The organism is Dyadobacter chenhuakuii, assembly GCF_023821985.2.
Lineage (GTDB): Bacteria > Bacteroidota > Bacteroidia > Cytophagales > Spirosomataceae > Dyadobacter > Dyadobacter chenhuakuii.
Genome location: NZ_CP098805.1, coordinates 1924227 through 1949541, shown reverse-complemented (window position 1 = coordinate 1949541; position 25315 = coordinate 1924227). Strand labels below are relative to the sequence as shown.

The 25315-nt window shown below is 48.0% G+C and carries 15 protein-coding genes; 7 read left to right on the top strand and 8 right to left on the bottom strand.

The window, feature by feature from the left end; translation table 11 throughout:
• Positions 1 to 72: 72 nt before the first annotated feature.
• The 4 genes from NFI80_RS08065 (at position 73) to NFI80_RS08050 (ending at position 2888) form a co-directional block, all read left to right on the top strand.
• A complete protein-coding gene (locus tag NFI80_RS08065; protein ID WP_235163509.1) occupies positions 73 to 432 on the top strand; it encodes a DUF4174 domain-containing protein in 360 nt (119 codons plus the stop codon).
• Positions 433 to 551: 119 nt separating this feature from the next.
• A complete protein-coding gene (locus NFI80_RS08060) occupies positions 552 to 986 on the top strand; it encodes an Xre family toxin-antitoxin system antitoxin (protein WP_235163510.1) in 435 nt (144 codons plus the stop codon).
• A 2-nt stretch (positions 987 to 988) separates the two neighbouring features.
• Complete coding sequence (locus NFI80_RS08055; RefSeq protein WP_235163511.1) at positions 989 to 1456, top strand: RES family NAD+ phosphorylase; 468 nt, start codon at positions 989 to 991, stop codon at positions 1454 to 1456.
• Between the two features lie 13 nt (positions 1457 to 1469).
• A complete protein-coding gene (locus NFI80_RS08050) occupies positions 1470 to 2888 on the top strand; it encodes a hypothetical protein (protein WP_235163512.1) in 1419 nt (472 codons plus the stop codon).
• 29 nt (positions 2889 to 2917) lie between these two features.
• Here NFI80_RS08050 and NFI80_RS08045 read toward each other — a convergent pair whose 3' ends face one another.
• The 3 genes from NFI80_RS08045 to NFI80_RS08035 all read right to left on the bottom strand — a co-directional run bounded on the left by NFI80_RS08045 (position 2918) and on the right by NFI80_RS08035 (position 6208).
• A complete protein-coding gene (locus NFI80_RS08045) occupies positions 2918 to 3766 on the bottom strand; it encodes a helix-turn-helix domain-containing protein (RefSeq protein ID WP_233798673.1) in 849 nt (282 codons plus the stop codon).
• A 97-nt stretch (positions 3767 to 3863) separates the two neighbouring features.
• Entirely contained in the window at positions 3864 to 4769 is a 906-nt protein-coding gene (locus tag NFI80_RS08040) for an alpha/beta fold hydrolase (protein ID WP_235163513.1), read from the bottom strand.
• 194 nt (positions 4770 to 4963) lie between these two features.
• Complete coding sequence (locus tag NFI80_RS08035; RefSeq protein ID WP_235163514.1) at positions 4964 to 6208, bottom strand: phthiocerol/phthiodiolone dimycocerosyl transferase family protein; 1245 nt, start codon at positions 6206 to 6208, stop codon at positions 4964 to 4966.
• 263 nt (positions 6209 to 6471) lie between these two features.
• On the opposite strand from NFI80_RS08035, the gene NFI80_RS08030 reads away from it, so the two are divergent.
• On the top strand, positions 6472 to 7404 hold the full coding sequence (locus NFI80_RS08030; protein ID WP_235163515.1) for a D-2-hydroxyacid dehydrogenase: 933 nt from the start codon (positions 6472 to 6474) through the stop codon (positions 7402 to 7404).
• Positions 7405 to 7514: 110 nt separating this feature from the next.
• Positions 7515 to 11249, top strand: a complete 3735-nt coding sequence (locus NFI80_RS08025; protein ID WP_235163516.1) for a DUF4347 domain-containing protein — start codon at positions 7515 to 7517, stop codon at positions 11247 to 11249.
• A gap of 88 nt (positions 11250 to 11337) precedes the next feature.
• Here NFI80_RS08025 and NFI80_RS08020 read toward each other — a convergent pair whose 3' ends face one another.
• Genes NFI80_RS08020 through NFI80_RS08010 form a run of 3 tightly spaced genes read right to left on the bottom strand, consistent with a single transcriptional unit; the run spans position 11338 to position 19142 of the window.
• On the bottom strand, positions 11338 to 14367 hold the full coding sequence (locus NFI80_RS08020; protein WP_235163517.1) for a PA14 domain-containing protein: 3030 nt from the start codon (positions 14365 to 14367) through the stop codon (positions 11338 to 11340).
• An 11-nt stretch (positions 14368 to 14378) separates the two neighbouring features.
• Positions 14379 to 16106: a RagB/SusD family nutrient uptake outer membrane protein gene (locus NFI80_RS08015; RefSeq protein WP_035360396.1), complete on the bottom strand. Its 1728-nt coding sequence runs from the start codon at positions 16104 to 16106 to the stop codon at positions 14379 to 14381.
• Positions 16107 to 16127: 21 nt separating this feature from the next.
• A complete protein-coding gene (locus tag NFI80_RS08010) occupies positions 16128 to 19142 on the bottom strand; it encodes a SusC/RagA family TonB-linked outer membrane protein (protein ID WP_235163518.1) in 3015 nt (1004 codons plus the stop codon).
• A 251-nt stretch (positions 19143 to 19393) separates the two neighbouring features.
• On the opposite strand from NFI80_RS08010, the gene NFI80_RS08005 reads away from it, so the two are divergent.
• Complete coding sequence (locus tag NFI80_RS08005) at positions 19394 to 23365, top strand: hybrid sensor histidine kinase/response regulator transcription factor (protein ID WP_235163519.1); 3972 nt, start codon at positions 19394 to 19396, stop codon at positions 23363 to 23365.
• 28 nt (positions 23366 to 23393) lie between these two features.
• Here the strand turns inward: NFI80_RS08005 and NFI80_RS08000 are convergent, their stop codons facing one another.
• Together NFI80_RS08000 and NFI80_RS07995 are read right to left on the bottom strand one after the other, a co-directional pair.
• Positions 23394 to 23984 carry an HD domain-containing protein gene (locus tag NFI80_RS08000; protein ID WP_235163520.1) on the bottom strand — a complete coding sequence of 197 codons (591 nt, stop codon included), beginning with the start codon at positions 23982 to 23984 and terminating at the stop codon, positions 23394 to 23396.
• A 41-nt stretch (positions 23985 to 24025) separates the two neighbouring features.
• Complete coding sequence (locus NFI80_RS07995) at positions 24026 to 25267, bottom strand: dipeptidase (protein ID WP_235163521.1); 1242 nt, start codon at positions 25265 to 25267, stop codon at positions 24026 to 24028.
• Positions 25268 to 25315: the final 48 nt, after the last annotated feature.

Here is a 25315-nt window from a genome sequence, read left to right as displayed (position 1 = left end):
TCTTTTGATTGGTCGGTAAATTGCTATTAAGTTGTTATCAACCTCACCGGCAACTTAATTACACACCTCAGTATGAAAACATTATTTGGATTAATATTCATCGCATCTATGATCACAGACCAGCCCCGCAAGGTTCTGCTTTTTTACAACGAAAGTGGAGAAGCGAAATGGAAGTCGCAGGTAGAAACGCTCAATGCTTCCAAAAAAGGGATTCAGGAGCGTGACATCGAAGTTAAGTCCATTGCTTACGCAAAAGAGAATTTCTCGGAATGGAAAAAGTGGAAAATCGACAGCACAGCCGCATTCACATTCCTCCTCATAGGTCGCGACGGCGGTGAAAAGTTAAGATCATCCGAAATCGTAAAACCTGAAAAGTTATTTGGCCAGATCGACGCCATGCCTATGCGTAGGCAGGAGATGAAGAGGGATTGATAAAGAAGGGGGATTGATAAAGCAGATGAAGGGTAACCGGTACTTGTTTTTGCCTGACGAAAATTTTCGTTTTGTATAAAGAAAAATTTCGTATATTCGTATATTAACGATCAGAATCGATGAAAGTATCCGGCAACCAGCCTTACCACAGCTTAAAAGCAAAATTCACTTACCTTGATCTGGGGAGTAACTTTGCGATTGTTATTTCGGCACGCAAAGGTCTTCAACCCAAAGTATTCTACGATTTTGCCGAAGCCATCAAAATGCCTGAAAAGAACCTGGCAGCATTGATTAATCTTTCTTCCAGGACGATCAGCAACTACAAAGAGTCTCAAAAAAAGCTTGATCCGTTGTATGGAGAGCATTTATTGAAGTTGATTGCTTTGTTTGAAAAGGGTGAACAGATTTTTGGCAATGTGGACGAGTTCAATTACTGGCTTCAGAAACCGTTTTGGAATTCAGATGAAAAGCCGGCGGATTGGTTGGGCACAGGAGGAGGTGTAGACTTTCTGGCCGAAGAACTGGACAAGCTGGCACAAGGATATCCGGTTTAGATATGCTGATTTACAGGATTGTCCATAAAATGTATAGCGGCACTTTGTTTGCATCCGGGATGCAGGGGCGCTGGAACAGTGCCGGGAATAAAGTCTTATATGCAGCAGAATCCATTCCATTGGCATTTCTTGAAAATATGGTAAGAAGGCAGGGAGTGGGGTTTAATGATGATTTTCAAATCATGTTTATCTCCGTTCCGGATCCGGTTTCAATCGAGGAAATCAGCGTAAATGACCTTGATCCTTCATGGAGAGATCCCAATGACTACACGGCATGCCTGCCAATAGGAGACAAGTGGTTTCATGAGGCAAAGTCCATTGCTTTAAAAGTGCCCTCCGCAGTAATGCCCGAAGCATTCAACTACGTAATCAACACCATGCACCCGGATTATAAGCACGTCACCCTCGCAGGCACTACCAACCTCGTTCCCGATCCCAGGATTGATGACATTTTAAAAAGATATCGCTAGCGGTTGGTTATATATGAAAAAATATCTAGTTGCAATGTTGTTTTCGCTGGTTGCTGTTTACGGGCAGGCTCAGCAGGATATGTCTAAATCCATAGCTAAAAAGGCACTTTTTAAAATGGCTGGCGGCAAGCATCTCAAAACATTCGAACGAACGTTCATCTATGATTTGCCAGGGGAGGTTCCACAGGAACTCCGAAAAGCGAGTGATATGGACAAGCTAATGGAGTCGATTATGGCTGGCTTGTCTGAATCTGATCGCAAGCTGATGAGCGCTCGTATAGATAGCCTGAAAAAGAAAAGCTTTGCGGATATGGGTAATATGTATGCAGGCTGGCAGGAAACAGTGGTGAGCGATCTGGTCGCCAAGAAGGTGGTAAGGGTAAGAACAAGCCCTAATCATTTGACCGGAGTTCAGGACACGAGCCGATCTGTTCATGAGGCAAGTCTGAATCCCATTTTTGATCTTTTGTACCAGGAGGTTCCTGTTGCCCTCCTGCAATACATGGTCAGCGATTCTGCGGAACTGCATTATACCGGGATGTCAAATTCCGGAGCTGATGAAAATCACATGCTTCAAGTCAGGGTCGGGCAGAAGTGGATTGATGTTTACATCGGAAAATCCAGCCTGCTGGTTAACCGGGTCTTGGAGCAGCAGGTGGACACAGATCCGCTTATCGGCCGTGGACCGGAACATTTTCAGCAGATCACAATTTTTTCAGATTATCAAAAGGTGGAGGGGTTTATACTGCCGGGCAAACTGGAAGAAGTTTCGTCCCGGGGGCAATTCACGACCAGAAAACGGATACAATGGAGCAATATCAACAAGCCGATCCCAAGTTCAACATTCAGGGCGGAGCCAACATTCGAAGAACGGATGCATTTTGACACTGTAAAGTTACAGGATAGTCTTTTTGTCATGCTAAGAAGCGGGAATGGAGTCGAATCGCGTTCGCTCATCCGCTTAACCTCCGACAACCGGATCGATTGCATCATGGAGCCCATTAACCATGATAATGTAGTCAATAGAATGGCATCTGCTTTGCAAAAGGATTTTCCGGGAAAGCTAATCCGGAACATCTATCTTATCGGTAGCGCTCCATTCGATAAGGATTTTCAAAAAAATGGAGTGCACGCCTTCGTTTTGAATCCCGAGAAAAGTCAAGAAGGCGAACAGCTCAATGTTTGTTATTATTTGCCAAAAAATAAACTCATGTTTTCTAACGGGAACCCGTACACAGCCTACCGAAACAACAGCAATGGTACTATCCACGAAAAATGGCTGTATGATTTTATTAAGGCCAGAAACCTGAATGTAGAGAAGATCCTTTTGGCAGAAGCTTACGTTTCCGGATCTCCGCTGGAAATGTCTTTTCGGGAGTTGGAGACAAGGGTTAAAAACACTGATTACTCCGAATACCATAAGCATAAATAGCTTGGTACACCTAATACCAGTACGCCAGCTTACCCCACAAAATTCGCCCGGAAATTGGACGGGGACTCACCGGTTTTGGTCATGAATAACCTGCTGAAATAGGCGGGGTCGTTGTAGCCGAGGTCGTATGCGATTTCTTTGGCAGTGAGGGATGTGTGGACTAGTAATCGCTTTGCTTCGAGGATTATGCGGTTTTTAATCACCTCATTGGGTTGAGGCAGACGCAGACGGTTGAATTTGTGCGTGATGGTTTTTGGCGCCATGCACAGGAAATCCGCATAGTCGGCGACGGTGTGTTTGGATTTATAATGTTCTTCTACCAACCTGGTGAATTTGCGGAAAAATTCCAGGTCGCTTTGCTGATCCGTCACGGCGTTGTCCAGATGCTGCCTTTTCCAGGAGCGTGTTGCACGGATGAGGAGTTGTTTGAGGTACGTCCGGACCATTTCTTCCAGCGAGCTGTCATTCAAATGGAATTCCTCGATCATGTCCTTGAATAAGGATCCTAAAAAAGCAATTTCGTTTGCGGAGGCCTCTACTTTCGGCATGTTCCTGATGTTGTTGAACAGAAGTCCGTCACAGGCAACTTCCTGATCGTGAATCTGAATGCAGTAGAAATCGCGGTTGTAAAATATGAAATAGCCGCTTTCGTCACCCGTTACTTCCATTTCAAGATATTGGTTTGGACTTATGAAGAAAAGCGTTGGCTGCTGGGTGTCGTAGCAGGCAAAATCCACCCTGAGCTTATAACCGGCTGGCAGATACAGGATCTTGATATACTGCTTATAGTCGGGGCCGTTGATGGCGTCCATTTGGCTTTGTGAGACTTGCAGCAGCCCTAATGTCTTTGAATTATTATTGAACACCGTTGTACTCATGGCTATATACGCAGATATCAGTTAATGTTGTATTGTTTAAATGTTACCGGCAAAAGCTGTGAAGCGGTCGTTCCGTTCACAGCATTTGCCAGGGGCATTATTTCCTTGCGAATTTTTCGAGTTCGGAGTTAAATTTATCCATTTCTTCCAGGAATAAACCGTGTCCGCTTTTCTCAAATCTTACAAGGTAAGAACCTTTGATGCTTTTGTGCAGCTGTTCTGACAAAGAGAAGTCACACAATTTGTCATTTACACCATGGAATAAGGCAACGGGGATTTTAATTTTACTTAGTTCAGGACGTAAATCCAGGTCACCTAATGCTTTGATAGCCTGCGTTGTAGCGTAAGGAGAGGCGTCCAGGTTAATGCTTTCCAACCATCTTAGCGATTCTTCTGACAAACTTCCTTCCTGTCCGGCGAAGCCTTTGCCAAAACCCGATACCAGTTGCTGACGATTCGTCTTGGTCTGCTTGATCAGGTCAGTTGCACCTTGTTCGGTGATGCCGTAAGGATAGCCTTCGCGTTGTTTCCATGATGGGCCTGTTGCTCCGAACAGGGCCAACTTGCTGATATGCGCTCCGTTATATTTCGTCACAAAGTGGAGTGTTACTGCGCTTCCAAGTGAGAAGCCTCCAAGCGTTGCATTTTCAATTTTCAATTTTTCCAACACCACCTTAATGTCGTCGGAGAATGTGTCGAAGTCATATTTTCCAAAAGGTCTGTCCGATTTACCGAAACCGCGGAGGGAAATGCCGATTACCCTGAACCCTTTTTCAACCAGATATTGGTATTGATACTCATACATCGCATTGTTGAGCGGCCATCCGTGAATGAGCACAACCGGCTGGCCTTCGCCGAGGTCGATCACGTGAAGCTTTACATTTTTCTCCACTTCAATGTATTCTTCCCTTCCTGCTGATGCCGGCTTGCGTGTTTGTGCGAATAAAAATTGACTTTGGATGAAAGTGAACAAGAATGCGATGGTCAAGGCAACAGTTTTCATTTGAGTAGTAAGTTTGAATTTGTTTTGATTTAATCAGCTAACCATTAGCTGATTGTCTTTGCGTTTCGACATGACAAAGGTGGCGGATTAAATCCCCTGGAAGAATGGATAAAAGGCAATGTGCCTTGTACATTTTTCCCGGAACAGGAAATCAGCGTATCTAAAAGGCCGCTAGTTGTGTCGCTTGAGAACACTTATCCGAAAGGACATGCAGTGTGCGATTTCAGCTGAGAAGCTTCCCTAAGCATGCGCTCTATTTCAGCGAGCAAGCCGGGGATAGGATTGTCGCTTGTGTTGGTCAGGCAAAGGGCGCCGTTGGTTGTTAATGCGCCGATGGTCTGTTCCATTCCTTTTCCGGAGCGCACCATCGGACCGTAAAGTGCTTCCAGCTTCAAAGGCCCGAAATCCGTTTGATAACGCACTTTTACCAGGTTGGTCACCATAATGTGGTGGTTGAATGCCGTTTTTAAAACATCAATCATTTGCTGCATATCATTGTGCCCAAATACAGTGTCGCGGAAAAAGGACAGATAGCCGTTTACATATTCCGGTGAATTGGTCCCATCAAGCCCGGCTTTTGCAAGTCTGGCCAGATCCCAGAATGTTAATTCCGGCTGTTTTTCAAAAAACACGGATTGCGTCGTGATATTCAGGCCAAAGTTATCGTCCAGATTCAGCGGCCCTCTTGTGCAAACGGGAGAGACCAGTTCCATTCTGGCATCATCCCATTCTTTGCGCATCTGCCTGGACGCCAATAGCACTGCTGCACAAATGGCACCGTGAACGGTTGTGTTTTCTTGCCTGGCTTTTTCCAGCAGGTTCCGGGTAATTTTTTCAGAAATACGGATGGATGAAACCAGCGGCTGCACAATGTCCGTTTTCATTTTCAGTTCCAGGACTTCGTCTGTGGTCTGGGCAGGAACGTCGTCCGGGAGGTTAAGCGTCTGGTCGTTGGACACTTGCGGTTCCATGGGTTCTGGCTGTTTTCCGGTGACGGCAAGCAATATATCCCGGGTCAAAAAGCTCAATGACGACCCATCGGCGACGGTGTGGTTCGCTACCAGAATCAGGACAGTACGCTCTGGTTTCTGCACCAGGACAACCCTTAATAGCGGAGCTTCTTCCGTATTAAACCGCACAGAAAGCTCCTTCTCAACTTCTTGTTCCCAGCGGTAATCCTGCTCCGCATGCACCACCCGGAGCGGAATAGTAATACCTTCTACATGCTGCAATACAGGCCTCGACAGCTCATCCAGGGTAACCTTCACAGAAAGGTTCGGGTGGCGCTTCTGTGCCATATCCAGTGCGTTGCGCCATTTTTCAATGGGTAATGTGCCCGAAATGTCTGCGGCGAGCGCGAAGTCCTTGGAATCGATCTGGTCCAGCAGCCAAAAGGCTTTTTCGAATGCACCCAGGGTGCGGTTCTGTTGTCTTTTCATGATGTATTATGAGTTATGATGTGGGCGCGGGACATTCCGCTACCCTTTACCGAATGCAAAATTGGCAGGTTGGGAAGCGGGATAGAATGGACAAAAGTCGAGCAGTCATGCACATTTCGCCATCCTATTGCATTCGCTGATTCGGTTTTCCAAAGTCCGTTACGAATACGAGTGACAACAGGCGCTGGCGCGGTTATTTAAGAGGGCAGCCACAAGCGGATGCCCGGCTCAGGAGGCAATTACTCTTATTTTAACCGAATTCTATGAAGATTGTTATTTATGCAGACCTGCAAGAAAAATATTTGGAAGAACTAAAAAAACAGCTTCCCGATGATGCTGACATCGTAACCAAAGGCGAGCTTTCCGATGAGGAAGTGATGCAGGAGATAGCGTCTGCTGAAATCCTGATTGGCAATCCACCTGCGGATTCTTTCCAGGACATTCCGGAAAGCCTTAAATTCTGGCAACTCGAAAATGTGGGTTTTGAGCAGTATAAGGAATTGCAATTCAAGGGTAAGGCTGCTAATGTAGGTGATATGTCCGCCGCAGCATGTGCAGAGACTATCGTTGCCGGCATCCTCGGTTTTTACAGGGGCGTGCATCTCATGGTCAGAAATCAGATCAACAGAAAATGGGAGGGGGAGGCGGTCGAGAACGAACTTTCCATTTTAGGAGAAAAAGAGGTAATTATCCTGGGATCCGGTGCCATCGGCGAAAATGTTGGCAAAATGCTGGAAGCATTCGGATGCAATGTGCAGATGACTGCGAAAAGCGATCCGGACGCAGACATTCATTCCTTTGATGACCTGCTTGCCCAGCTTCCGGATACTGATTTAGTAATCAATACATTACCTGGGAATTTGGATAAATATGCGGGCAAAGACTTCTTTGATGCCATGAAAGAAGGTGCGCTTTACGCAAGCATTGGCCGAGGCAACACCACCGATGAATCGGCTTTGATCGACGCTTTGGACAGCGGCAGATTGGCTGGTGCTGTTCTGGACGTAACGGAAAAGGAACCACTTCCGGAAGATTCCAGACTTTGGCCAATGACCAATGTAATACTCACCCAGCACACAGGGGCGGCGCACAAAATGCGGGATCGCGATAAGGTTGCCAAGTTTGTCGATAATGTTCAGAAATACCTGAAAAACGAGGAGATTGCCGATGAGGTCGATCTCTCGAAGGGTTATTAAATAAGTGGGAAGAGGAGAACGTACAATTAAATAAAGTTTACTTCATATATGGGTATGAAAGGTGTTGATTTCAGTTTTACCTTATAATCAACTATTTCTACTCCCTATATATGAAGAAACGAACTTTTACGCTCTCCTTTTTTTTACTTTCCTTGCTCGCTTTTTCGATAGTAACCTATCAAAAATTCAGCCGAAAAACAGTTTCCGACCTGGTCATCATTGACGAGTCGCTGAAAGACTTCCGCTCCCTGGCGGATGGGCTGAGTCCCGGATCAGAGGTGATTTATGTTTCGAACAGCCGGGAAGGTTTCCAAAGATTAACAAAACAGCTTGCTGCGCGGGGCAAGGCCGAACGCGTGCACATTATGACGCATGGTACGGACGGCAATTTTGTGCTTGGTCAGACCCAGCTTAATGATGCCAATATTGCGGAGCACAACAGCTTTTGGCAAAGTTTGGGTAATGTGCTTGAAGTGGGCAAATCAAGTTTGCTTATTTACAGCTGCGAGCTTACTGCGAGCCGCAGCGGAGAGGGTTTCGTACAGCGAATCCACCGTATGCTCGGTGTGCCCGTGGCCGCTTCCGACGACCAAACTGGCTCAGCTCGCCGTGGCGGAGACTGGGATCTCGAATATGTTGTTGGTAAAATAGTTAAAGAACACGTCTTTACGATCTTGAAATTCAATGGCTTACTTGTGCCTGCCTTCTCACAGCTGACTGGCGGGTCAAGCCCGTTCAGTGCCATTACAATTTCTGGTGACGATCAGCTGATCTACGGGGATTTTGATGCGGATGGTGATATTGACATTCATTCCTATCCGGGAGGAACCGTTAACGAATTTTGGCAAAACAACGGCAGCGGATCATTTGCAAAAGTAACCGGCTCCGCGGATCCATTTGAAAAGGTCAATGAGAACGCAGTTTTCTATTCTGCGTCGGGTGCGTTTGTGGCGGACTGGGACAATGATGGCGACGATGATATCTACGTCCCGATGCGTAACTCCAATCAGAACGAAAAGAACTTTTATTATCGCAACGACAATGGAAAATACGAGTTGCTGAGTGGCGCTTCGAGCCCGTTCAGCGGCATTAATGTGAGTGGTAACAACCAGCTGATCTTTGGCGATTTCGACAATGATGGAGATGTTGATTTGCATAACTATCCTGGAAATAATCTTGATAATCAGTTCTGGCGCAATAATGGCAGCGGCGCGTTCAGTAATGTGACGGGCTCGCAAAATCCTTTTGATGGTCTGCCTGGCAAAGCTGCTTTTTCAAGTGCGCAGTATGCCCACGTTGAAGACTGGGATAATGATGGCGACGTGGATATTTTTGTAAGCAGGGTCGGAGGAAATTCGGTGAGAGACTACTACCGCAATGACAATGGCGTATATTCATTAAAGACGGGAGGTGAAAATCCTTTCAACGGCATGACAATAGCCAGTGATAACCAGATTCTTTCCGGGGACTTCGACTCGGACGGTGACATCGATCTGCATACTTCTGACGGCTCGGTAACGCTTGTTTTCTGGCAGAACAATGGCAGCGGCGCTTTTACGCAGGTGACAGGCGCAGGCAACCCTTTCAATTCGCTTCCGAACTCGGGCGCTTTTTATAATAATGCAATGAAAGCCTTCGTAGCCGACTGGGATAATGATGGCGATGCGGATGTGTTTACGACCAACTACACCGGCGCAAACCAGAAGTATTTTTTCCAGCAGAACGGCACTCCACCCCGGATCACTGCTACCAGCCCGACCAACGCTGCAACGGGGATCTCTGTGAGCAGCAACATTTCGCTGACATTCAGCCAGGCAGTTACCGGTACAGCAGGCAAGTACATTCAGATCCGCCGCCTGTATGACGATGCCGTCTTTGCCACCATTGCCGCGAATAGTGCACAGGTAACCGGCAATGGCTCAAATACGATTACGATCGATCCGACAACAGACCTGGAGGGTGGAACAACTTACTATGTTATCATTGACAAAGCCGCATTTGCCGACACCGAAGGCCGCATTTTCGAGGGTGTTAGCGGTGCTACCTGGCTGAGATTTACTACCGGTATACCTTCCGTAGCGCCTACCGTTACCACGGCTTCCGCGAGTGAAATTGCGCTGACAACCGCCAAAGTCGGCGGTGAAGTGACAGCCAATGGCGGTGCTGCCGTCACGGATTATGGCATTGTGTGGAGTACATCAGCGGCGCCTACTATCGAGCTGTCCAATAAGGTTGGGATCGGTTCCGGCAATGGTGCTTTCAGTACAACAGTGACAGGGCTGCCCGCAGGAACGCGCATCTATCTGCGTGCTTATGCAACCAATTCAACAGGAACTTCCTATGGCAGCGAAATTGATTTTTATACGCAAACAAGTGTAACTTCGGTTACCCGGCTTTCCTCCAATCCGACGAATGAGGGCACTGTCAGTTATCAGGTTGTGTTTGCGCAAAGTGTAACGATCGATGACGCTTCTGTTTTTACACTGTCGACCAGTGGTGTTTCCGGCGCATCGGTTTCGGGTATTTCGGGATCGGGGACAACCTATGATGTTTCTATAAATACAGGAAACGGAAACGGGAGCATTAAGCTGGATGTCACGGGACTAACCGGTACGATACCCAACCTGAATGCCGCATTCACCTCGGCAGATGCCTACACAATCTATAAAGTTTCAAATGCAGGTGATTCTTACAGAACGGCGGTCACAGATGGCACCTGGAACACTCCGGGCAACTGGCAATCTTCTCAGGACAACAGCTTTTGGATCACGGCATCTTCTTTTCCCAACGCCAGTGCGGCGAGTACAGTCATTACCAGCGGGCATACCATGCGGATGCCGGACAACATTTCCTTTAACGTAAATAACTTTACCGTGAACGGGCTGTTGCAATCGGGCACTGGGGTGCATTCCGTTAGCGGCAGTTTCGACAACAATGGCGAGATCCGCGGTAATGCCACATTTTTACACAATTCATTTACCAATGCGGGTACGCTGGCCCCGGGTGAATCGCCTGGCACGCTGGCGTTTGCGAGCGAGTTTGCGAATACAGGAACGCTGCTGGTAGAAATCGGCGGAACCACCGCTATTACAGGTTATGACCAGTTCCAGTCAGGGCCATTTACGGCAGGAGGGACGATAACAGTATCATTTATCAATGGTTTCACGCCTGCACTGGGTGATGCATTTATTCTTCTGGATGCAGGAATCATTACCGGGACATTCGCAACGGTAAACCTACCGGATATCGCGCCATTGATCTGGGAAACCACCTATACTGACGGCAAATTCACGATCAGGGCCATCATCGATCCTATGCCGGTTACCCTTGTGGATTTCAAGGCTTCAAAAAATGAATCCGCCGTGGAGCTGGCTTGGACAACTTCAAGCGAGGTCAATAGCAGTCACTTCGAAATTCAGCGTAGTGCAGAAGGAAAGGTTTGGGAAAAAGTCGGTTCCGTTGCTACGCGTAACGAAAATTCAGAAATCCAGCGTTACCGCTTTATTGATCCGCTGCCGCTGCATGCCGACAACTTCTACCGGCTTCGTATGGTGGACACCGACGGCACGTTTGCATTCAGCAAGATAGAACATGTGCGCTTCGCAGATTCCAAGGGGCAGGTGAAGGGTTATCCTAACCCGGTGACAGACAGGGTTTTTCTTGATGCTCCTACTGCCGGGACCATACAGTCGGTGCAGATTTATTCGACATCCGGCTTGCTGCATTATGCGGGAGAATATACAAGTTCAGGCATCGATGTAAAACCGCTGCCAACAGGTATTTTTATATTGAAAGCGACCGGGGCCGACAACAGGGTTTCAACTTTTCATTTTGCAAAACACTGAGCTGACCTGATTTACATTTTGTATAAAACTAAAAACGCCCGGGAAGTAATTTCCGGGCGTTTTTAATGTATTGATCAGCAGCTGATCCCTAGTTCAGGTTTTTAGGGATTTCATTCATGTTGTACCAGGCTTCGGTGCTCCATAAATTGTTGCCACTCTGGCTGATGATGGTTTTTCTGTTCAAATGAATATAAACCATATGTTTGCTCTTCATGCCCGTCAGCTGTAATGTTGCCTTCTTGCGATCCGGGGAAACCTTTACCGATTTTACAGCCAGGTCTTCTTCGTCCAGCTTCGGGCCGCCGTAATCGCCGGTAGGTTTGAACCACCATTGGCGGATCTGGTAGTCGGCTGCGGTTTCGCCCACGCCTTCTTTCAATGGTTCAGTAAATTCAATTTCCACACCGTCCGATTTGGCTCTTACGGCCAGCATTTCAAAAGCAACTTTGTTATTGAATGTCAGCTTTTGGAGTCCGTAACCTAGTTTTCCAGCGTGTCCCCAGTTACCTGTGGAACCCACACCGCCAATATAAAGGGAGCCATCCGGGCTCCACACTAAGCGGTTTACGCCAGCTTCCAAGCCTTGCGTAAACCGGAACACAGCGCCCTGGTAAGCGCCGTTTACTTTTTCAGCAAATACGCGCTTGATCCCGCCGTGCGTAACGTCGCCATGGATCATTTGGTTTTGGTAAGGTCCCACATTCAGTCTGGCAGGCTGGCTTGGCGAGTTGCCGATTTCATCCTGCGTAAGCCATACCACCGGTGGCGTTTCTGTTTTGTTGGCGGTTCCTTCAAAGTCCACCGAGCGCGAGCCGTACCAGGCGCCTTCCTGCAAGTGAATGATCTTGTTGGCAGGCAGCCAGTCGCCCTGGTTATCGGCGATGAAAATTTCGTTGTCAACGCCCAGGCCAATGCCGTTTGGCGTCCTTAAACCAGATGCTGCAAATGTGAATGAGCCGTCTTTTTTAGAAATTTTCACGACTTTCCCCCGATCCGGGATCTGCGGCTTGGTGCTGGCACCGCCGGGATTGATGGCGGTTGCCAATGTTCCATAAAAATAACCATCCTTATAAACCAGCCCGAATGCGAATTCATGGAAATTAGCAGAAACTTTCCAGCCATTGCAAATGGTCTGGTATTCATCGATGAGCTCATCATTATTCAGGTCGACCAGCTTGGTCAGTTCCTGTTTTTGCATAATGTAAATCTCGTCATCCACTACTTTCAGACCCAGCGGCTCGGCGAGTCCGTAAGCAATGCGTTTTACTTTAATGTCGTTCGGTGCTGTTGCTTTGCGGCCATCAACAATGTAAACAGATCCTAATGAATCCCAGGTGCTGACCACCATTCTTCCATCAGCCAGAAAATCCATTCCGCCGACTCTTGGCTGGAAATTATCAGGGCGGGCCTGTGCCAATGTAAAGCTTGGGTGCACATCAACAAGTGGCGATCTGTCACCCGGAATGTCTTCTTTTTTGACGTCTACCGGTGTCTGTCCGGTTCTTTTGATGTCAGCTCCTTTATAGGTAAACACGCTTGGCGGCACCACCACAAATTCCTTGGTGCCATAAGGCCGCCATTGAAGCGAAAGCCCCTTGCCAAATGCGCCCTGGTAATATTCTACTTTAAAAGGATGCTTACCTGGTTTGAGGATAATCTCGCCGTCGGTGGGTTGCAGGGGGTGGTTAACGCCATTGTCGATCACCATTTTATCATCAATAAAAAGCTTTCCACCATCATCACAAACCAAGCGGAAAACAATGTTGGTCGTCTTTTTAATGTTGATATAACCGCTGGCAAAAATGGCAAAGTTGTCTTTCAGACCTCCAAAATCCTGCTCATCCAGATGCAATGCATTGATAGATCCTGATTTCACAGGCAACATTTCATCATTAATTTCAGGAACAGCTCCTATGCCGCTTGAAAACCGGTAAACATTGACAGCGATGCCTGGTTTTTCCGTCGCAGTGGCAACTTTGGCAGGAACGATGGATTTGAGGACGATCGGGTAGGCGGGCCTGGGCATTAGTTTGCTGGCCGCTTGCGCTCTTTCTTTGTCGGAATCCAGTTCAAGAATATAGGAGACCATTGTTTCGGCATCCTCCTTTTTCAGATCCGGGTGCGGAGACATGGCGATCTGTCCCCAGTTGCCCGCGCCTCCTTTGATCACTTTGGTAACCAGCGCATTTTTGTTGTTATCATTGTTTTCGTAACGTTCTGCAATGGCTTTGTAAGCCGGGCCAACGGTCTTAACTTCCTGATTATGGCAGGTGTTGCAGTCGCTTTTGGCAAACAAACCCGCCACCATTTCGGCTTTGCTTTCCTGCTGGGCCGTTTGTGGCTGCGCTGGTTTTTTGGTCAGGCTGACGGACAGCGTTGTTTTGCCATTGTTGTTTAGGATCAACTTTCCATTTATATAAAAGAACGACTTGCCTGCCACAGTTTCCTGACCAATGACGCCCAGAAATTTCCCGTCCGCCTTATAGTCGGTGTCGCTGGAAAGTGAATTCAAATGCACGTTCAGAAACAATTCGCTTCCAGCAGGAACATTGGCAACTGTAAACACCCGCTCGAAACCTGCTTTTCCATTTCCCGCCTCAAAAAACTCAGGTTTTTCTTCAACTGAAATCTTTTTGCCCTGGTAATCCAGGTCATATTTCAATGTTACCTGGTTGTTCAGAATGGCGTGGCCTTTGTAGCTGATCTCCGGCGTGACTTCCTTGCCATCAATGGTGAGTCGCCAGGGATTTTCATCGGGCTCTTCCATATATGTGGTTCCCTGCGACACGGGCTGCGGGCCGTGGGATGAGGTGTAAACCGGGCCGCCGAGGTTGATTTTTCCAGCCCATGCTTTGTATAAAGAAGCCGTTTTGGTGTTGTAGGCGAGCCATAGATTGTCGTGCAATGCAATGCTGAGAATCCGTGGTCGGGCGTCCAGAACGGAGCGCAGAACCCACGCTTCGCGGGGGCGTTTTACATCAGAAAAACCAGCAATAGTTGCTGGCTTTGGCGTGAAAGTAGTGGCAGGGCCACGGTAGGCGGAGCCAAGCACTGCAAGAAGAATTGCAGCGCTCAACCCAGCCAGGCGTGGTCCGACCGAAGGTTTTTGAAATTTCATTTAAATTTATTTTAGTAACCAGGATTCTGCTTCAATTGCGGCGAAGAGTTCAACACATTCTGACCAATCGGGAAAATTTCCGTGTGGTTGTCCGCATCGGGTTTTTTGTCCCACCAGCTTCCCGTGTTAAACACGCCCCAGCGAATCAGATCCGTTCTTCTGCGGCCTTCTGCCAGGAACTCGCGCATCCATTCGTCCAGCATTTCCTGGTCTGTAAGCTCGGCGCCGTTGGCTTTGTAAAGGCTTGGTGAGCCGGCTGGATAATTGCGTTTGCGGACTGCATTCAGCAATGTTGCAGCAGCAGCCTTGTTACCAGCGCGGTATTTACATTCGGCCAGAGAATAATAGATCTCGGCAAAACGGATCTCCGCATAGGCCGAGGAAATCTTGTTCTGGTCGTCGCTGGGGTAGTAAGGATATTTTACCGGATAAAGGCCCGAGTTGTTGTCTCCGTTATTCATGTTGGAAACCTTATCGGCGATCTTCGTTCCTGGTTTTGCATCCAAAAATTTACCCACCTGATCACGCAGGAACAGCGGGTAGGGGCCTTTGAAACCTTTCACTGTGTCCGCTTTTCCACTCGCATTTTTGTAAGGCAGGTAACCGTACAGGAACATGCCCTCGCGCTTGCTGTTGCCCAGGTTTTTGTATTTTTTTAAACGCAGGTCATCCTTGTATTTCTGGAATTTGATGAATGGTTTTCCCAATGTAAAGCTGTACTCCACGCTGTCCACATCGCGGCCTGGCTGCATGGCATATTTTGGGTTAGCATTTCCAAAATCGGTGAATCCGAAATAGCTCGGTGCCAAGTTAGGAAGCATCCAGAAATACATGCCGCCGTCATACTGCCAGTGCGTTTGTGCAAAGCTGCCCGGGAAACCGAACATGGTTTCTTTCGAAGTCGGGTTGGTGTAATCAAATGGAGCATCCCAGCGCGTTTCGAGTGCATAATCGCCATATTTGCCATCGATAATCTCCTGCGCCATCGTCTCGCAATCTTTGAAACGATCGGTTCCGGTGTAAACTTTGGCATTGAGATACAAACGAACCAGCAATGCAGCCGCGCCGCCTTTGGTCCAGCGTCCAGATACATTGTTACCCAATGTGGTGTTGGTCGAAAGCTTCGGAAGGGCCTCTTTCAATTCCTGCTCTATAAAAGCGAATGCTTCCTGCGGAGGAACCTGCAAGCCTCCTTCGGTCTGGCCTTTAACCTTGGTCACAATGACAATGTTCCGGTAAAAATCCAGCAGGCGAATGTTCAGCCAGGCACGAAGCACTTTCAGCTCGGCAATCATTCCATCCAGCTCTTCACGCGTCATGTCAAATTTCGAGGGGTCCGTAATGCCTTCCAAATCTTCCAGCGAGTTGGTCGCCAGGGTTACACCGCCGTAAAGCGCGTTCCAGGGATCGCTTGTGAAGCCGTCCTGCGCAGTCCAGGTGTGGTAATGTACACGCTGGAACTGACCGCCGTCGAACCAGTCGCCCTGGCGGTTGATGGTCATCATTTCGTCGGAACTGTTTTCCTGCAGCATGAATGTGCTGCCGCCCTGGATGCTCCAATAGCTGTGCTCGAAAGCTCTCAGAAAGTCACGGGTAACGTCGTCCCGCGTTTGCAGGAAGTTTTCGGAAGTGATCCGGTCGTATAATTCTTCGTCCAGATTGGTGCAGCCCGCCGTCACAGACAGCAGTGCGCAGGCAGCGAACCGGAGGATGTATTTTGATATGTTATGCCTTTTCATTTTTGGAATTTAATCGGCTAATTAAAATGTAAGTTGTAATCCCAGCAGCAACTGCGTGGTGGCAGGATAGTAGTTCAGCGTACCGCCATTATCGCGGTTGGTAGCCACACCCGGGTAAAGTCCGTTCACCTGGATCAGGTCAGGATCGCCGCCCTTGAACTTGGTAAATGTAGCCAGGTTCCTTGTCGTCGCATAAATGCGCGCCGACTTCATGAACTTGGCATTCAAAGGCTGGGTATAGCTCAGCGTAATGTTGTCCACTTTCAGGAATCCACCCTGTTCCAGGAAATAATCGGATAGGGAAGAATAAGTCGATGTGCTGGTCAGCTTGGAATATTTACCGCCATCGAATGCAGAGGTCAGGAGGTTCACGTTTTGCTGAGCGGCTGGTGTACCCAGGTAAAATGCATAAGTGTTGAACAGCTTGTAACCGAAAGCCCCGCGCAGGAATACAGTCAGGTCGAAGTTTTTATAACGGAATGAGTTGGTAATCCCGGTTGTGAACTTAGGAAGCCCGTTTCCTACAATTTGCTTGTCATCGTTATTGGCCTCGTTAGCAGGGATAATGTCACCGTTTTTATTGTACACCAACAGTGCACCGGCATCATTTACACCCGCCGATTTGAGCGCGTAGAAATTACCGATCCGCTGATCTTCCTGCAAGCGCTGGATCGTTCCCGGACTGCCCGGCGCAGGCATGCCTACCACATCCACGTAAGTTTGCCCTTTGTACAGGTCATTGGAGAAAGACACAAATTTATTGTCATTGAATGCACCCGTTGCACTGATGTTATAGCTGAAATCCGCTTTGTTCACCACCGCTGCACTCAACTGCAATTCCAGACCGCTGTTCCGCATCGTGCCCACGTTCGCAAAGGTTTGTCCCTGAATGTTGGGCGGGTTAGGCACATTGTAGTTACCCAAAAGATCTTTGTTCTGACGCACATAGTAATTTACGCTACCCGTGATCTTGCTGCTGAAAAGCTCAAAGTCAACGCCCGCATTGAAGTTGATCGCCTTTTCCCAGCGCAGGTTATAGTTGGTGTTCTGGCTTGGTCCCCACACCTGGTAAGAGTTTCCGTTGTAAGGATAGTAACCATAGCCGCCGTAAGTATCCAGCGACAGATAGTTGCCGAAATCCTGGTTACCCGTTTCGCCGTAGTCCGCACGCAGTTTCAGCTCGTTCAGCCACGGAAGGTCTTTCAGGAAGCCTTCCTGCGTGGCGCGCCACGCAAAGGATGCGGCCGGGAAATAACCCCATTTGTTATCATATCCGAACTTTGAAGATCCCTCGCGGCGAAGGCTGGCAGAGAAGTAATATTTCTGGTCAAAATCATAGTTCACACGTCCGAAGAAAGCGATTAGTTTGGAGCTGTTTTTGTATGAACCAACACCATTAACGCCCTTTTCCAGGTTCCATAACCCGGTGCCCAGGCCATTGTAAGTCAATACATTGGATGGGAATTTTTCGTTACCCGCGCTGAATCCGGATTCCATAAAATGCTGGAACGAATAACCTGCAAGGAGTTTCACAGAATGCTTTCCTTTGTCCAGGTAATAATTGCCCAGCCATTCGAAGCTTTTCTGGTCTTTTTCTTCCAGTCCCTGCGAAGCGGTATTGCGGCCGTTTCCGTTAATAACAGGCGTAATGTTGGAAGGCGTAAAGTTCATGATGCGCTGCGACAGGCTCACTTCCCCAAATGTCACGACCGTATTCAGGTTTTCCAAAATGTTCAGTTTCACAGAACCGTTCAGGTCGAGCGACTTATGCTCACGGTCTTGCAGCACGTTTTTAGCCCATTCCACAGGATTGTTGGCAAAAAAGCCGGAGTTAATGTAGCTGTATTTACCGGTGGAATCTCTCACGCCCTGCGTAGGATTGAGCGTCAGTGCATAATTGAATGCGCTGTAATCGGCTTCACTGATTTTCGCGTAACGCGGCGCCACGCTGAACGTCAGGGCAAGCAGGTTATTGGCAGTGGTGTGGTTAATGTTCACGCGGCCGCCGTATTCTCTCTTTCCGGAACGAAGGTCAATTCCGTTTGCATCGCGGTAATCCACGGATGAAAAGTAGTTGGTTTGCCCGTTACCGCCCGAAAACTGCAATGTATGCTTGTGCGAGAATGAGGGCTGACGGCTTACTTCTTTCAGCCAGTTGGTGTTTCCGCCAAAATCAAAGCCACGCTTGTTGGCCAGGAAATCGTCTTTCGAAAGCACCGAAAGCTGGTTGGTCAGGTAATCAAAAGTCGTGTAGCCATCATAGAAAAGGCGCGGTTCGGAAGAGCCTTTTTTGGTGGTGATCACAATCACCCCGTTGCTTCCCCTTGTTCCGTAAATCGCCGAGGCCGCACCGCCTTTCAGTACGTCGATGGATTCGATCTCGTTCTGGTTGATGTTGTCGATGTTACCACCCGGAATGCCGTTGATAACAAACAAAGGTCCAAGACCAGCGCTGCGGGACGAAGCACCGCGAAGCTGGATGCTTGGTGATGAGTTCGGATCGGCAGTGGATGTGTTGGTGATCGATAACCCGGCCACCTTACCCTGGATGGACATCAGCGGGTTGTTTCCGCCCACACGCAACAGGTCCTTGTCGGACAAGTGGGTAATGGCGCTGGAAACTTCTTTTTTATTCAAAGATCCGTAACCGATCACGACCACTTCATTCAGCGTTTTCTGGTCTTCCAGCAATGTGACATTCACAGTCGATTTGTTGGTAACATCCACGTCCTGAGCCAGGTAACCAACGCTTGATACGGTGATTGCTTTTGCTCCTGCCGAAAGTTGTAAGGTAAATTTTCCCTCAGCGTCCGTCGTAGTCCCGTTGGAAGTTCCTTTCTCAATCACTGAAACACCCGGCAGAGCGCCTTGTTTATCACTGATTTTACCCGAAATTGAGGTGCCGGTCTGAGCCTGTGCTACACCGGACATGGCACAGATAATGCCCATAAGCATCGCCATCGTGGTCCTCACAGACCAGCGCATGAGCGCCTGCTTTTTAGCAACCTGTGCCAGTTTGTACAAATTATTTTTCATTAAAATTGTTGGTTAAATTGGAATTTGAAACTCCCCGACTTGTTACTATCCAACTAAAATATTGGACTTATTTAAAGTGGTGCGAATTTCCTGCTTTGCTGATTAACGGAATGATCTGTGAGTCTCAATTTTAGATCAATTCGTCTCAACATGATGTTTTATTAATTACCAATGATTTTGCAGGGATATATTTATAAAAATGTTCAACAAGTAAGGGTCGGCAGCAAAGCTGACTTTGTACGGATGCCTGGGTGAAAAAGCTGCTCTCTACGTTCTGCTTCGTGTTTTTATGTCTGGCTTGTCTGGGTCAGGAAGCGCCGTATTATTTCAAAAGCTACAAAGTTTCGGACGGCCTTTCCGGCAATGCCACCGGAGACATTATCCAGGATAAAAAAGGCTTCATCTGGATCGCCAGCCGCAACGGACTGAACCGTTTTGACGGCAATTCTTTTAAGATTTTCAGGAGCAAAGAAGGCGATTCCACCAGCCTGGGCAGCAACTCGGTTTTCTCAATTTCCGAAGATTACGACGAGAAACTTTGGATCGGTACGCATAAGGGCGTTTATATCTATAATCCTGTTTCGGATCAATTTTCGGTCTTCAAATTAATCCCGACCGGAGAGGTGCGCATGATCCGCAGCGACCATGACGGCGGAGTCTGGATCATTTCCGATAATCAGCTTTACCGGTTCGATTCCAAAACACGAAAAGTAAAAGCACTTCCCGATGCGGCCAACACGGTGGCTATACACGTCTCAGCTGACGGAAAAGTCTGGGCAACATTCAGCAATGGCATTATCCGGCGTTATCACCCTGAACTGGGCACGGTTGCCAAATACGATCTTTCAGGCCGTGTGAATGAGATATTCTCCAACATGCGCGTGCACTCCGTTTCGGACTCCACCTTACTGGTTGGTAATATGAAGCGGTTGTTGCTCTTTAATTACAGGACAGGCAACATTACCGACATTTCGCAGGAGACCGGCCAGAAACAGGACATTTACATTCATACATTCTTCCAGAACGGCAAAGACGAATACTGGCTGGGTTCAGAATCCGGGCTCTTCATTCTTGATTTGAAAAAGAATAAAATGAAGCAGATCGTGAAGGAGAAATACAACCCTTACTCGATCACGGACAACATTATCAATGCTATTTTCAAAGACCGCGAGGGTGGGATCTGGGTGAGCACGCAGTTTGGCGGCGTCAATTATTACTCGTCTGAATTCAACCGTTTTCAAAAATATTTCCCGCAGCCCGGCAACAGCATCAGCGGAAACCTGATCCACGAAATGGTGAAGGACAAATACGGAAAACTATGGATAGGCACTGAGGATGCGGGTTTGAACCAGCTGGATTTGCAAACGGGAACATTCAGATCATTTTTGCCTGACGGCAAGCAGGGAAGCATTGCATACCGTAACCTGCACGGGCTGGTCGCCGACGGCGACGAACTGTGGATCGGCACTTACGAGCACGGCCTGGATGTGATGGATCTGAAAACCAATAAAGTAATCCGCCATTACACCACCAGCATGCCGAACACTTTCGGGAGCAATTTTGTGGTGACGCTTTATAAAACGAGGGCAAATGAAATCCTTGTCGGAACGTGGTCGGGCTTATTTATATACAATCGCAGCACAGATGATTTTGCACCGATGACCTTTGTCAATACGCAGGTCCAGAGCATTCACGAGGATAAAGAGGGAACATTATGGGTGGCCAGCTACGGCGGCGGGATTTTTTATTTTAATCCAAAAACAGGGAAAAAAGGCAGGATTCAATATGATGCCGGTAAAAAAGGCGGACTGCTGGACAACTACATCAACAGCCTTTATCAAAGCAAAAATGGCGACTTCTGGTTCTGCACCGAACATGGATTATCACGGTATAATGCTGTTACGCGGCAATTCAAAAATTACCGCATTGAAGATGGCTTACCCGATAATCAGGTTTTCAGGGTTTTGGAAGATGATATGGGCAATTTCTGGATCTCGACTTCGCGTGGTTTGTCGATGCTGAATGTCAAGACTGGGAAGTTTACCAATTACAATGAGGCGAACGGGCTGCTCAGCGAACAGTTTAACTACAATTCTTCTTTCAAAAATAACGACGGAACGCTGTTTTTCGGCACAGTTGCAGGGTTGATCAGCCTTAAACCGGCTTTATTTAATAAAAATACGTACGTGCCGCCGGTGTACATTACGGGCATCCAGGCCAATAATCAGGAGCTGCACATTGGCGGTAAAAATTCGCCGCTCACCGAATCACCGATTTATACGGGTGGGATCAAGCTGCCTTATGATCGTTCGAGCCTCAGTTTTGATGTAGCAGCGCTCAGTTATGTGATCCCGGAAATGAACCATTACAAATACAAAATGGAGGGGATTGAACCGCAGTGGATTACATTAAGCAACAGCAAAAAAATCTCATTTTCAAAACTCCCGCCGGGTCATTATGTGTTAAGGGTAATGGGGTCGAACAACGATCAGGTGTGGAATGGCCGGGAAGCCAGGCTTAACATTGATATTCTGCCGCCGTGGTGGGCTACGGGATGGGCTTACATGTTGTACGGCACCATTGTGGCCGCCATCGGCATCACGGTTTTCCGCTATTATCACCTGGCAATGGGCGAAAAGAACAAGCGCGAGATTGAAGCCATTGAAATTGGCAAAGAACGCGAGATTTATAATGCCAAAATTGACTTTTTTACCAACGTTGCCCACGAAATCAGAACGCCGCTGACGCTTATTAAAATGCCGCTGGACAAGTTGCTGGCCGACGAAAATGCCGGTGCAGAAACATTTGAGAACCTGAACATGATCAATAAAAATACCAATCGCCTCATTGACCTGACCAATCAGCTGCTTGATTTCAGGAAAGCGGAGGCGAATAATTTTAGCCTGAACTTTACCAAAACTGACATTAACGAGCTCCTGAGCGATGTTTTTTCGACGTTCCGGCCAGCAGCCGAACAGAAGAATCTGGCTTACAACATGGAGCTTCCCCGCATTACACTGAATGCCTTCGTCGACATTGAAGCCTGTAAAAAGATCATCAGTAACCTGATTAACAATGCGATAAAATATGCCGATAACTCAGTTAAGGTAAGGCTTTTGCCATTCAGCAGCGACGACTTGCTTTTCCATATTGAGTTCACGAACGATGGCCTGATCATTGGCGATGACGAGAAAGAGAAGATTTTCGAGCCGTTTTATAGAGTAGAGGCCAGCCAGAAACAGGAGGGCACAGGCATTGGTCTCCCATTGTCGCGTTCGCTTGCCGAGCTCCATAAAGGCAGTCTCGAACTGAAACACCGGGATACGCTTTCGAATACATTCCTGCTTTCGCTGCCGATCCATCAGGATTATGAAATGGACCTGAAAGGGGTGAATGAGGAAGTTTCAGCTGATTTTCTACTAACAAACGAGCAAAGCGAAGCCGCCGATCCGGCCCGGCCTGTGGTCCTGATCGTGGAGGACAATGTTGAAATCCTGGGTTATCTGAGCCGGGAGCTGAGCGGTTCCTATCATGTCATGCGCGCGCTGGACGGTCAGCAGGCGATCGAAATTTTGCAGCATGAGAACGTCCACCTGGTGATCAGCGACATTATGATGCCCGTTATGGACGGCATTGAGTTGTGTAAAAAGATCAAAAACGATGTACAGTTCAGCCACATTCCAATCATTCTCTTAACCGCCAAAAATTCGATCAATTCCAGGATCGAGGGGCTTGAAGTGGGCGCGGACGCCTACATTGAAAAGCCGTTCTCACTGGATCATCTAGCTGCGCAGATCACCAACCTGATCAACAACAGGAACATTATCAAGGAATATTTTGCGCGCTCGCCGCTCACCCATATCCGGGGCATTGCGTTCTCGACGGCTGATAAGCAGTTTTTGGAACAATTAAACACCATTATAGGCAAACGGATCGCGGACTCCAACCTGGACGTGGACCTGCTTTCATCCCTGATGAACATGAGCAGGCCTACATTATACCGTAAGATCAAAGGCATATCGGACATGACACCGAATGAGCTGATCAACCTGTCGAGGCTGAAAAGGGCTGCTGAGCTGCTCGCTGAAAACAAATACAAGATCAACGAAGTGGCCGATATGGTCGGATACAGCATTCCTACCAACTTTTCGAGGGACTTTCAGAAACAATTCGGTATCAGTCCGTCCACTTATGTTCACGAGCTGCGCGGTCGTCATGTTTGAGTTTAGCGACTAGGATCAGCTTACTGACCTATTTTTTCAAAATCCCTTTTTCAACGCTGTCATTGATCAGTTGCTCGGCATACTGCCAGATCGATTCGGAACCCTGCTGAATGACCTGCTTTTTGGCATACACCTTTTCATAACTGACGCCGAACTCAGCCCAGGTGCCGCCGTTATTGGAAGTATTCTGAAGCAGGGGTTCCAGGCGGTCCATAGCCCGTGCAAATTTTGCTTCATGGGTTTGCCCTTCCTCAAACTCTTCCCAGATTGCGATCAGCTCCGTCGCCTGCCCCTCCGGCAATAACCCGAAGATCCGGTTTGCAGCCAGTCTTTCTTCGTCGGTGTTGGTGTGGTTTTTCTGCGCATCATAAATAAAAGTATCACCCGCATCTATCTCAACAATGTCGTGGATCAGAAGCATCTTAACAACCCGGAGCAGATCAATGTCGGAGTTGGCATGCCCGGCCAGGATAATGGCCATCAGCGACAGGTGCCAGCTGTGTTCGGCGTCATTCTCATTCCGGTCGCTATTGAAAAGCTTCGTTTTGCGGAGGATGTATTTAAGCTTATCCACTTCCTTAATGAACTCGATTTGCTTTAACAGGCTGCTGGTTTCCATTTATGAACATTAAAAATTAGAATAAGTGATTGAATGTGTGCTTATTTCCCCTCCGTCACCTGCCGGATGACGCGCAGCCAGTTCAGGCCGAGGATCTTTTTGATCCGCTGGTCGGTGTAACCTAGTTTTTGCATAGCCATGGTGATCTGTGGGAAGTCGCTGATGTCTTTGATTTCACGGGGCAACTCGGGGCCGCCGTCCAGATCGGACCCCAGTGCTATGTGGTCTTCACCAACCAAATTAACTCCATAGTCAATGACCTTGGCGAGCTGGTCAACATGCATCCAGTATTCGTCTGGAATGGTCCCGTTGAAAGTGAACGGCAACTCACGCGCGAATTCCTTGTCGACGTCTTCAATGGTTTGATTCGTATTCCGGACGCTCAGGATGCGTGGTATTTTCGGCTGCGGACTTGGCTGCACTTTGACGGGATTGTTCGGTTTTTGCCAGGCCCAGTATTTCGGGTTATTGAAAAGGCTGCCGAAATGCACGCCGATAACGCCGCCTTTTGATGCGATTGCTTTTGCAGCTTCGTCTGTAATGCAGCGCGGATGATCAACGATCTTGTGAAAACCGCCGTGGCTGTAAATGACCGGATGCCGACTCGCCGCCGCCGACTGTATAATGGCATCATTAGATGCATGAGCCACATTAATGACCATGCCGAGATCGTTCATTTCCCTGATCACCGCTTTTCCATGTGCATTAATGCCGCCCCAGGTGTACACGTCATTGCAGGCATCAATAAAAGCATTTGTAGTGCTATGCGCAGTCAGCTGCATGGAGCGTAAGCCCAGTTTGTAAAGTGCGCGCAGCAGATCCAGGTCGCCGTGCAGGTCGTAACCGCCTTCCAGATCCAGGAATGCGGCTATTTTACCCTTTTTATTAATACGCTCGATGTCGGACGCATTAAGCGCGAGCTCGATCAATGCCTGGTTCTTTTTAATCTGGTCCAGCGCAAGGTTTACGACACGAAAAGTATTTTTGATCTCAAACCTTCCCGGATAATAGTTTTCAGGGGTATAAACCGAAAAAAACATCGCATCCACGCCGCCTTCTTTTGCCCGGGGAAGATCCACCGTACCATCCTTGTAACGCTGGCCGATGTCGGTTTTCAGGATCAGCTCCCGGCTCATTACATGCGTATGCCCATCCATTACAAACGCATCCCGGTGCAGATCGGGCAATGAAGTATGCTGTGAAGCAACAGCCGGCTGCTTTAATAAAATATCACCTGCCGCGGGTAAAAGGGTCAGGCTTTTGATAACGTCTCTACGATTCATTGTTATGTTGATTCGGTCATTCATTCACTCATTCACTCATTCACTCAT

Coding starts and splice junctions, on each gene's coding strand:
- NFI80_RS08065 (WP_235163509.1), top strand. CDS start 73: ATGAAAACATTATTTGGATTAATATTCATCGCATCTATGATCACAGAC.
- NFI80_RS08050 (WP_235163512.1), top strand. CDS start 1,470: ATGAAAAAATATCTAGTTGCAATGTTGTTTTCGCTGGTTGCTGTTTAC.
- NFI80_RS08030 (WP_235163515.1), top strand. CDS start 6,472: ATGAAGATTGTTATTTATGCAGACCTGCAAGAAAAATATTTGGAAGAA.
- NFI80_RS08045 (WP_233798673.1), bottom strand. CDS start 3,766: ATGAGTACAACGGTGTTCAATAATAATTCAAAGACATTAGGGCTGCTG.
- NFI80_RS08060 (WP_235163510.1), top strand. CDS start 552: ATGAAAGTATCCGGCAACCAGCCTTACCACAGCTTAAAAGCAAAATTC.
- NFI80_RS08015 (WP_035360396.1), bottom strand. CDS start 16,106: ATGAAAAGGCATAACATATCAAAATACATCCTCCGGTTCGCTGCCTGC.
- NFI80_RS08000 (WP_235163520.1), bottom strand. CDS start 23,984: ATGGAAACCAGCAGCCTGTTAAAGCAAATCGAGTTCATTAAGGAAGTG.
- NFI80_RS08025 (WP_235163516.1), top strand. CDS start 7,515: ATGAAGAAACGAACTTTTACGCTCTCCTTTTTTTTACTTTCCTTGCTC.
- NFI80_RS08035 (WP_235163514.1), bottom strand. CDS start 6,208: ATGAAAAGACAACAGAACCGCACCCTGGGTGCATTCGAAAAAGCCTTT.
- NFI80_RS07995 (WP_235163521.1), bottom strand. CDS start 25,267: ATGAATCGTAGAGACGTTATCAAAAGCCTGACCCTTTTACCCGCGGCA.
- NFI80_RS08010 (WP_235163518.1), bottom strand. CDS start 19,142: ATGAAAAATAATTTGTACAAACTGGCACAGGTTGCTAAAAAGCAGGCG.
- NFI80_RS08020 (WP_235163517.1), bottom strand. CDS start 14,367: ATGAAATTTCAAAAACCTTCGGTCGGACCACGCCTGGCTGGGTTGAGC.
- NFI80_RS08055 (WP_235163511.1), top strand. CDS start 989: ATGCTGATTTACAGGATTGTCCATAAAATGTATAGCGGCACTTTGTTT.
- NFI80_RS08040 (WP_235163513.1), bottom strand. CDS start 4,769: ATGAAAACTGTTGCCTTGACCATCGCATTCTTGTTCACTTTCATCCAA.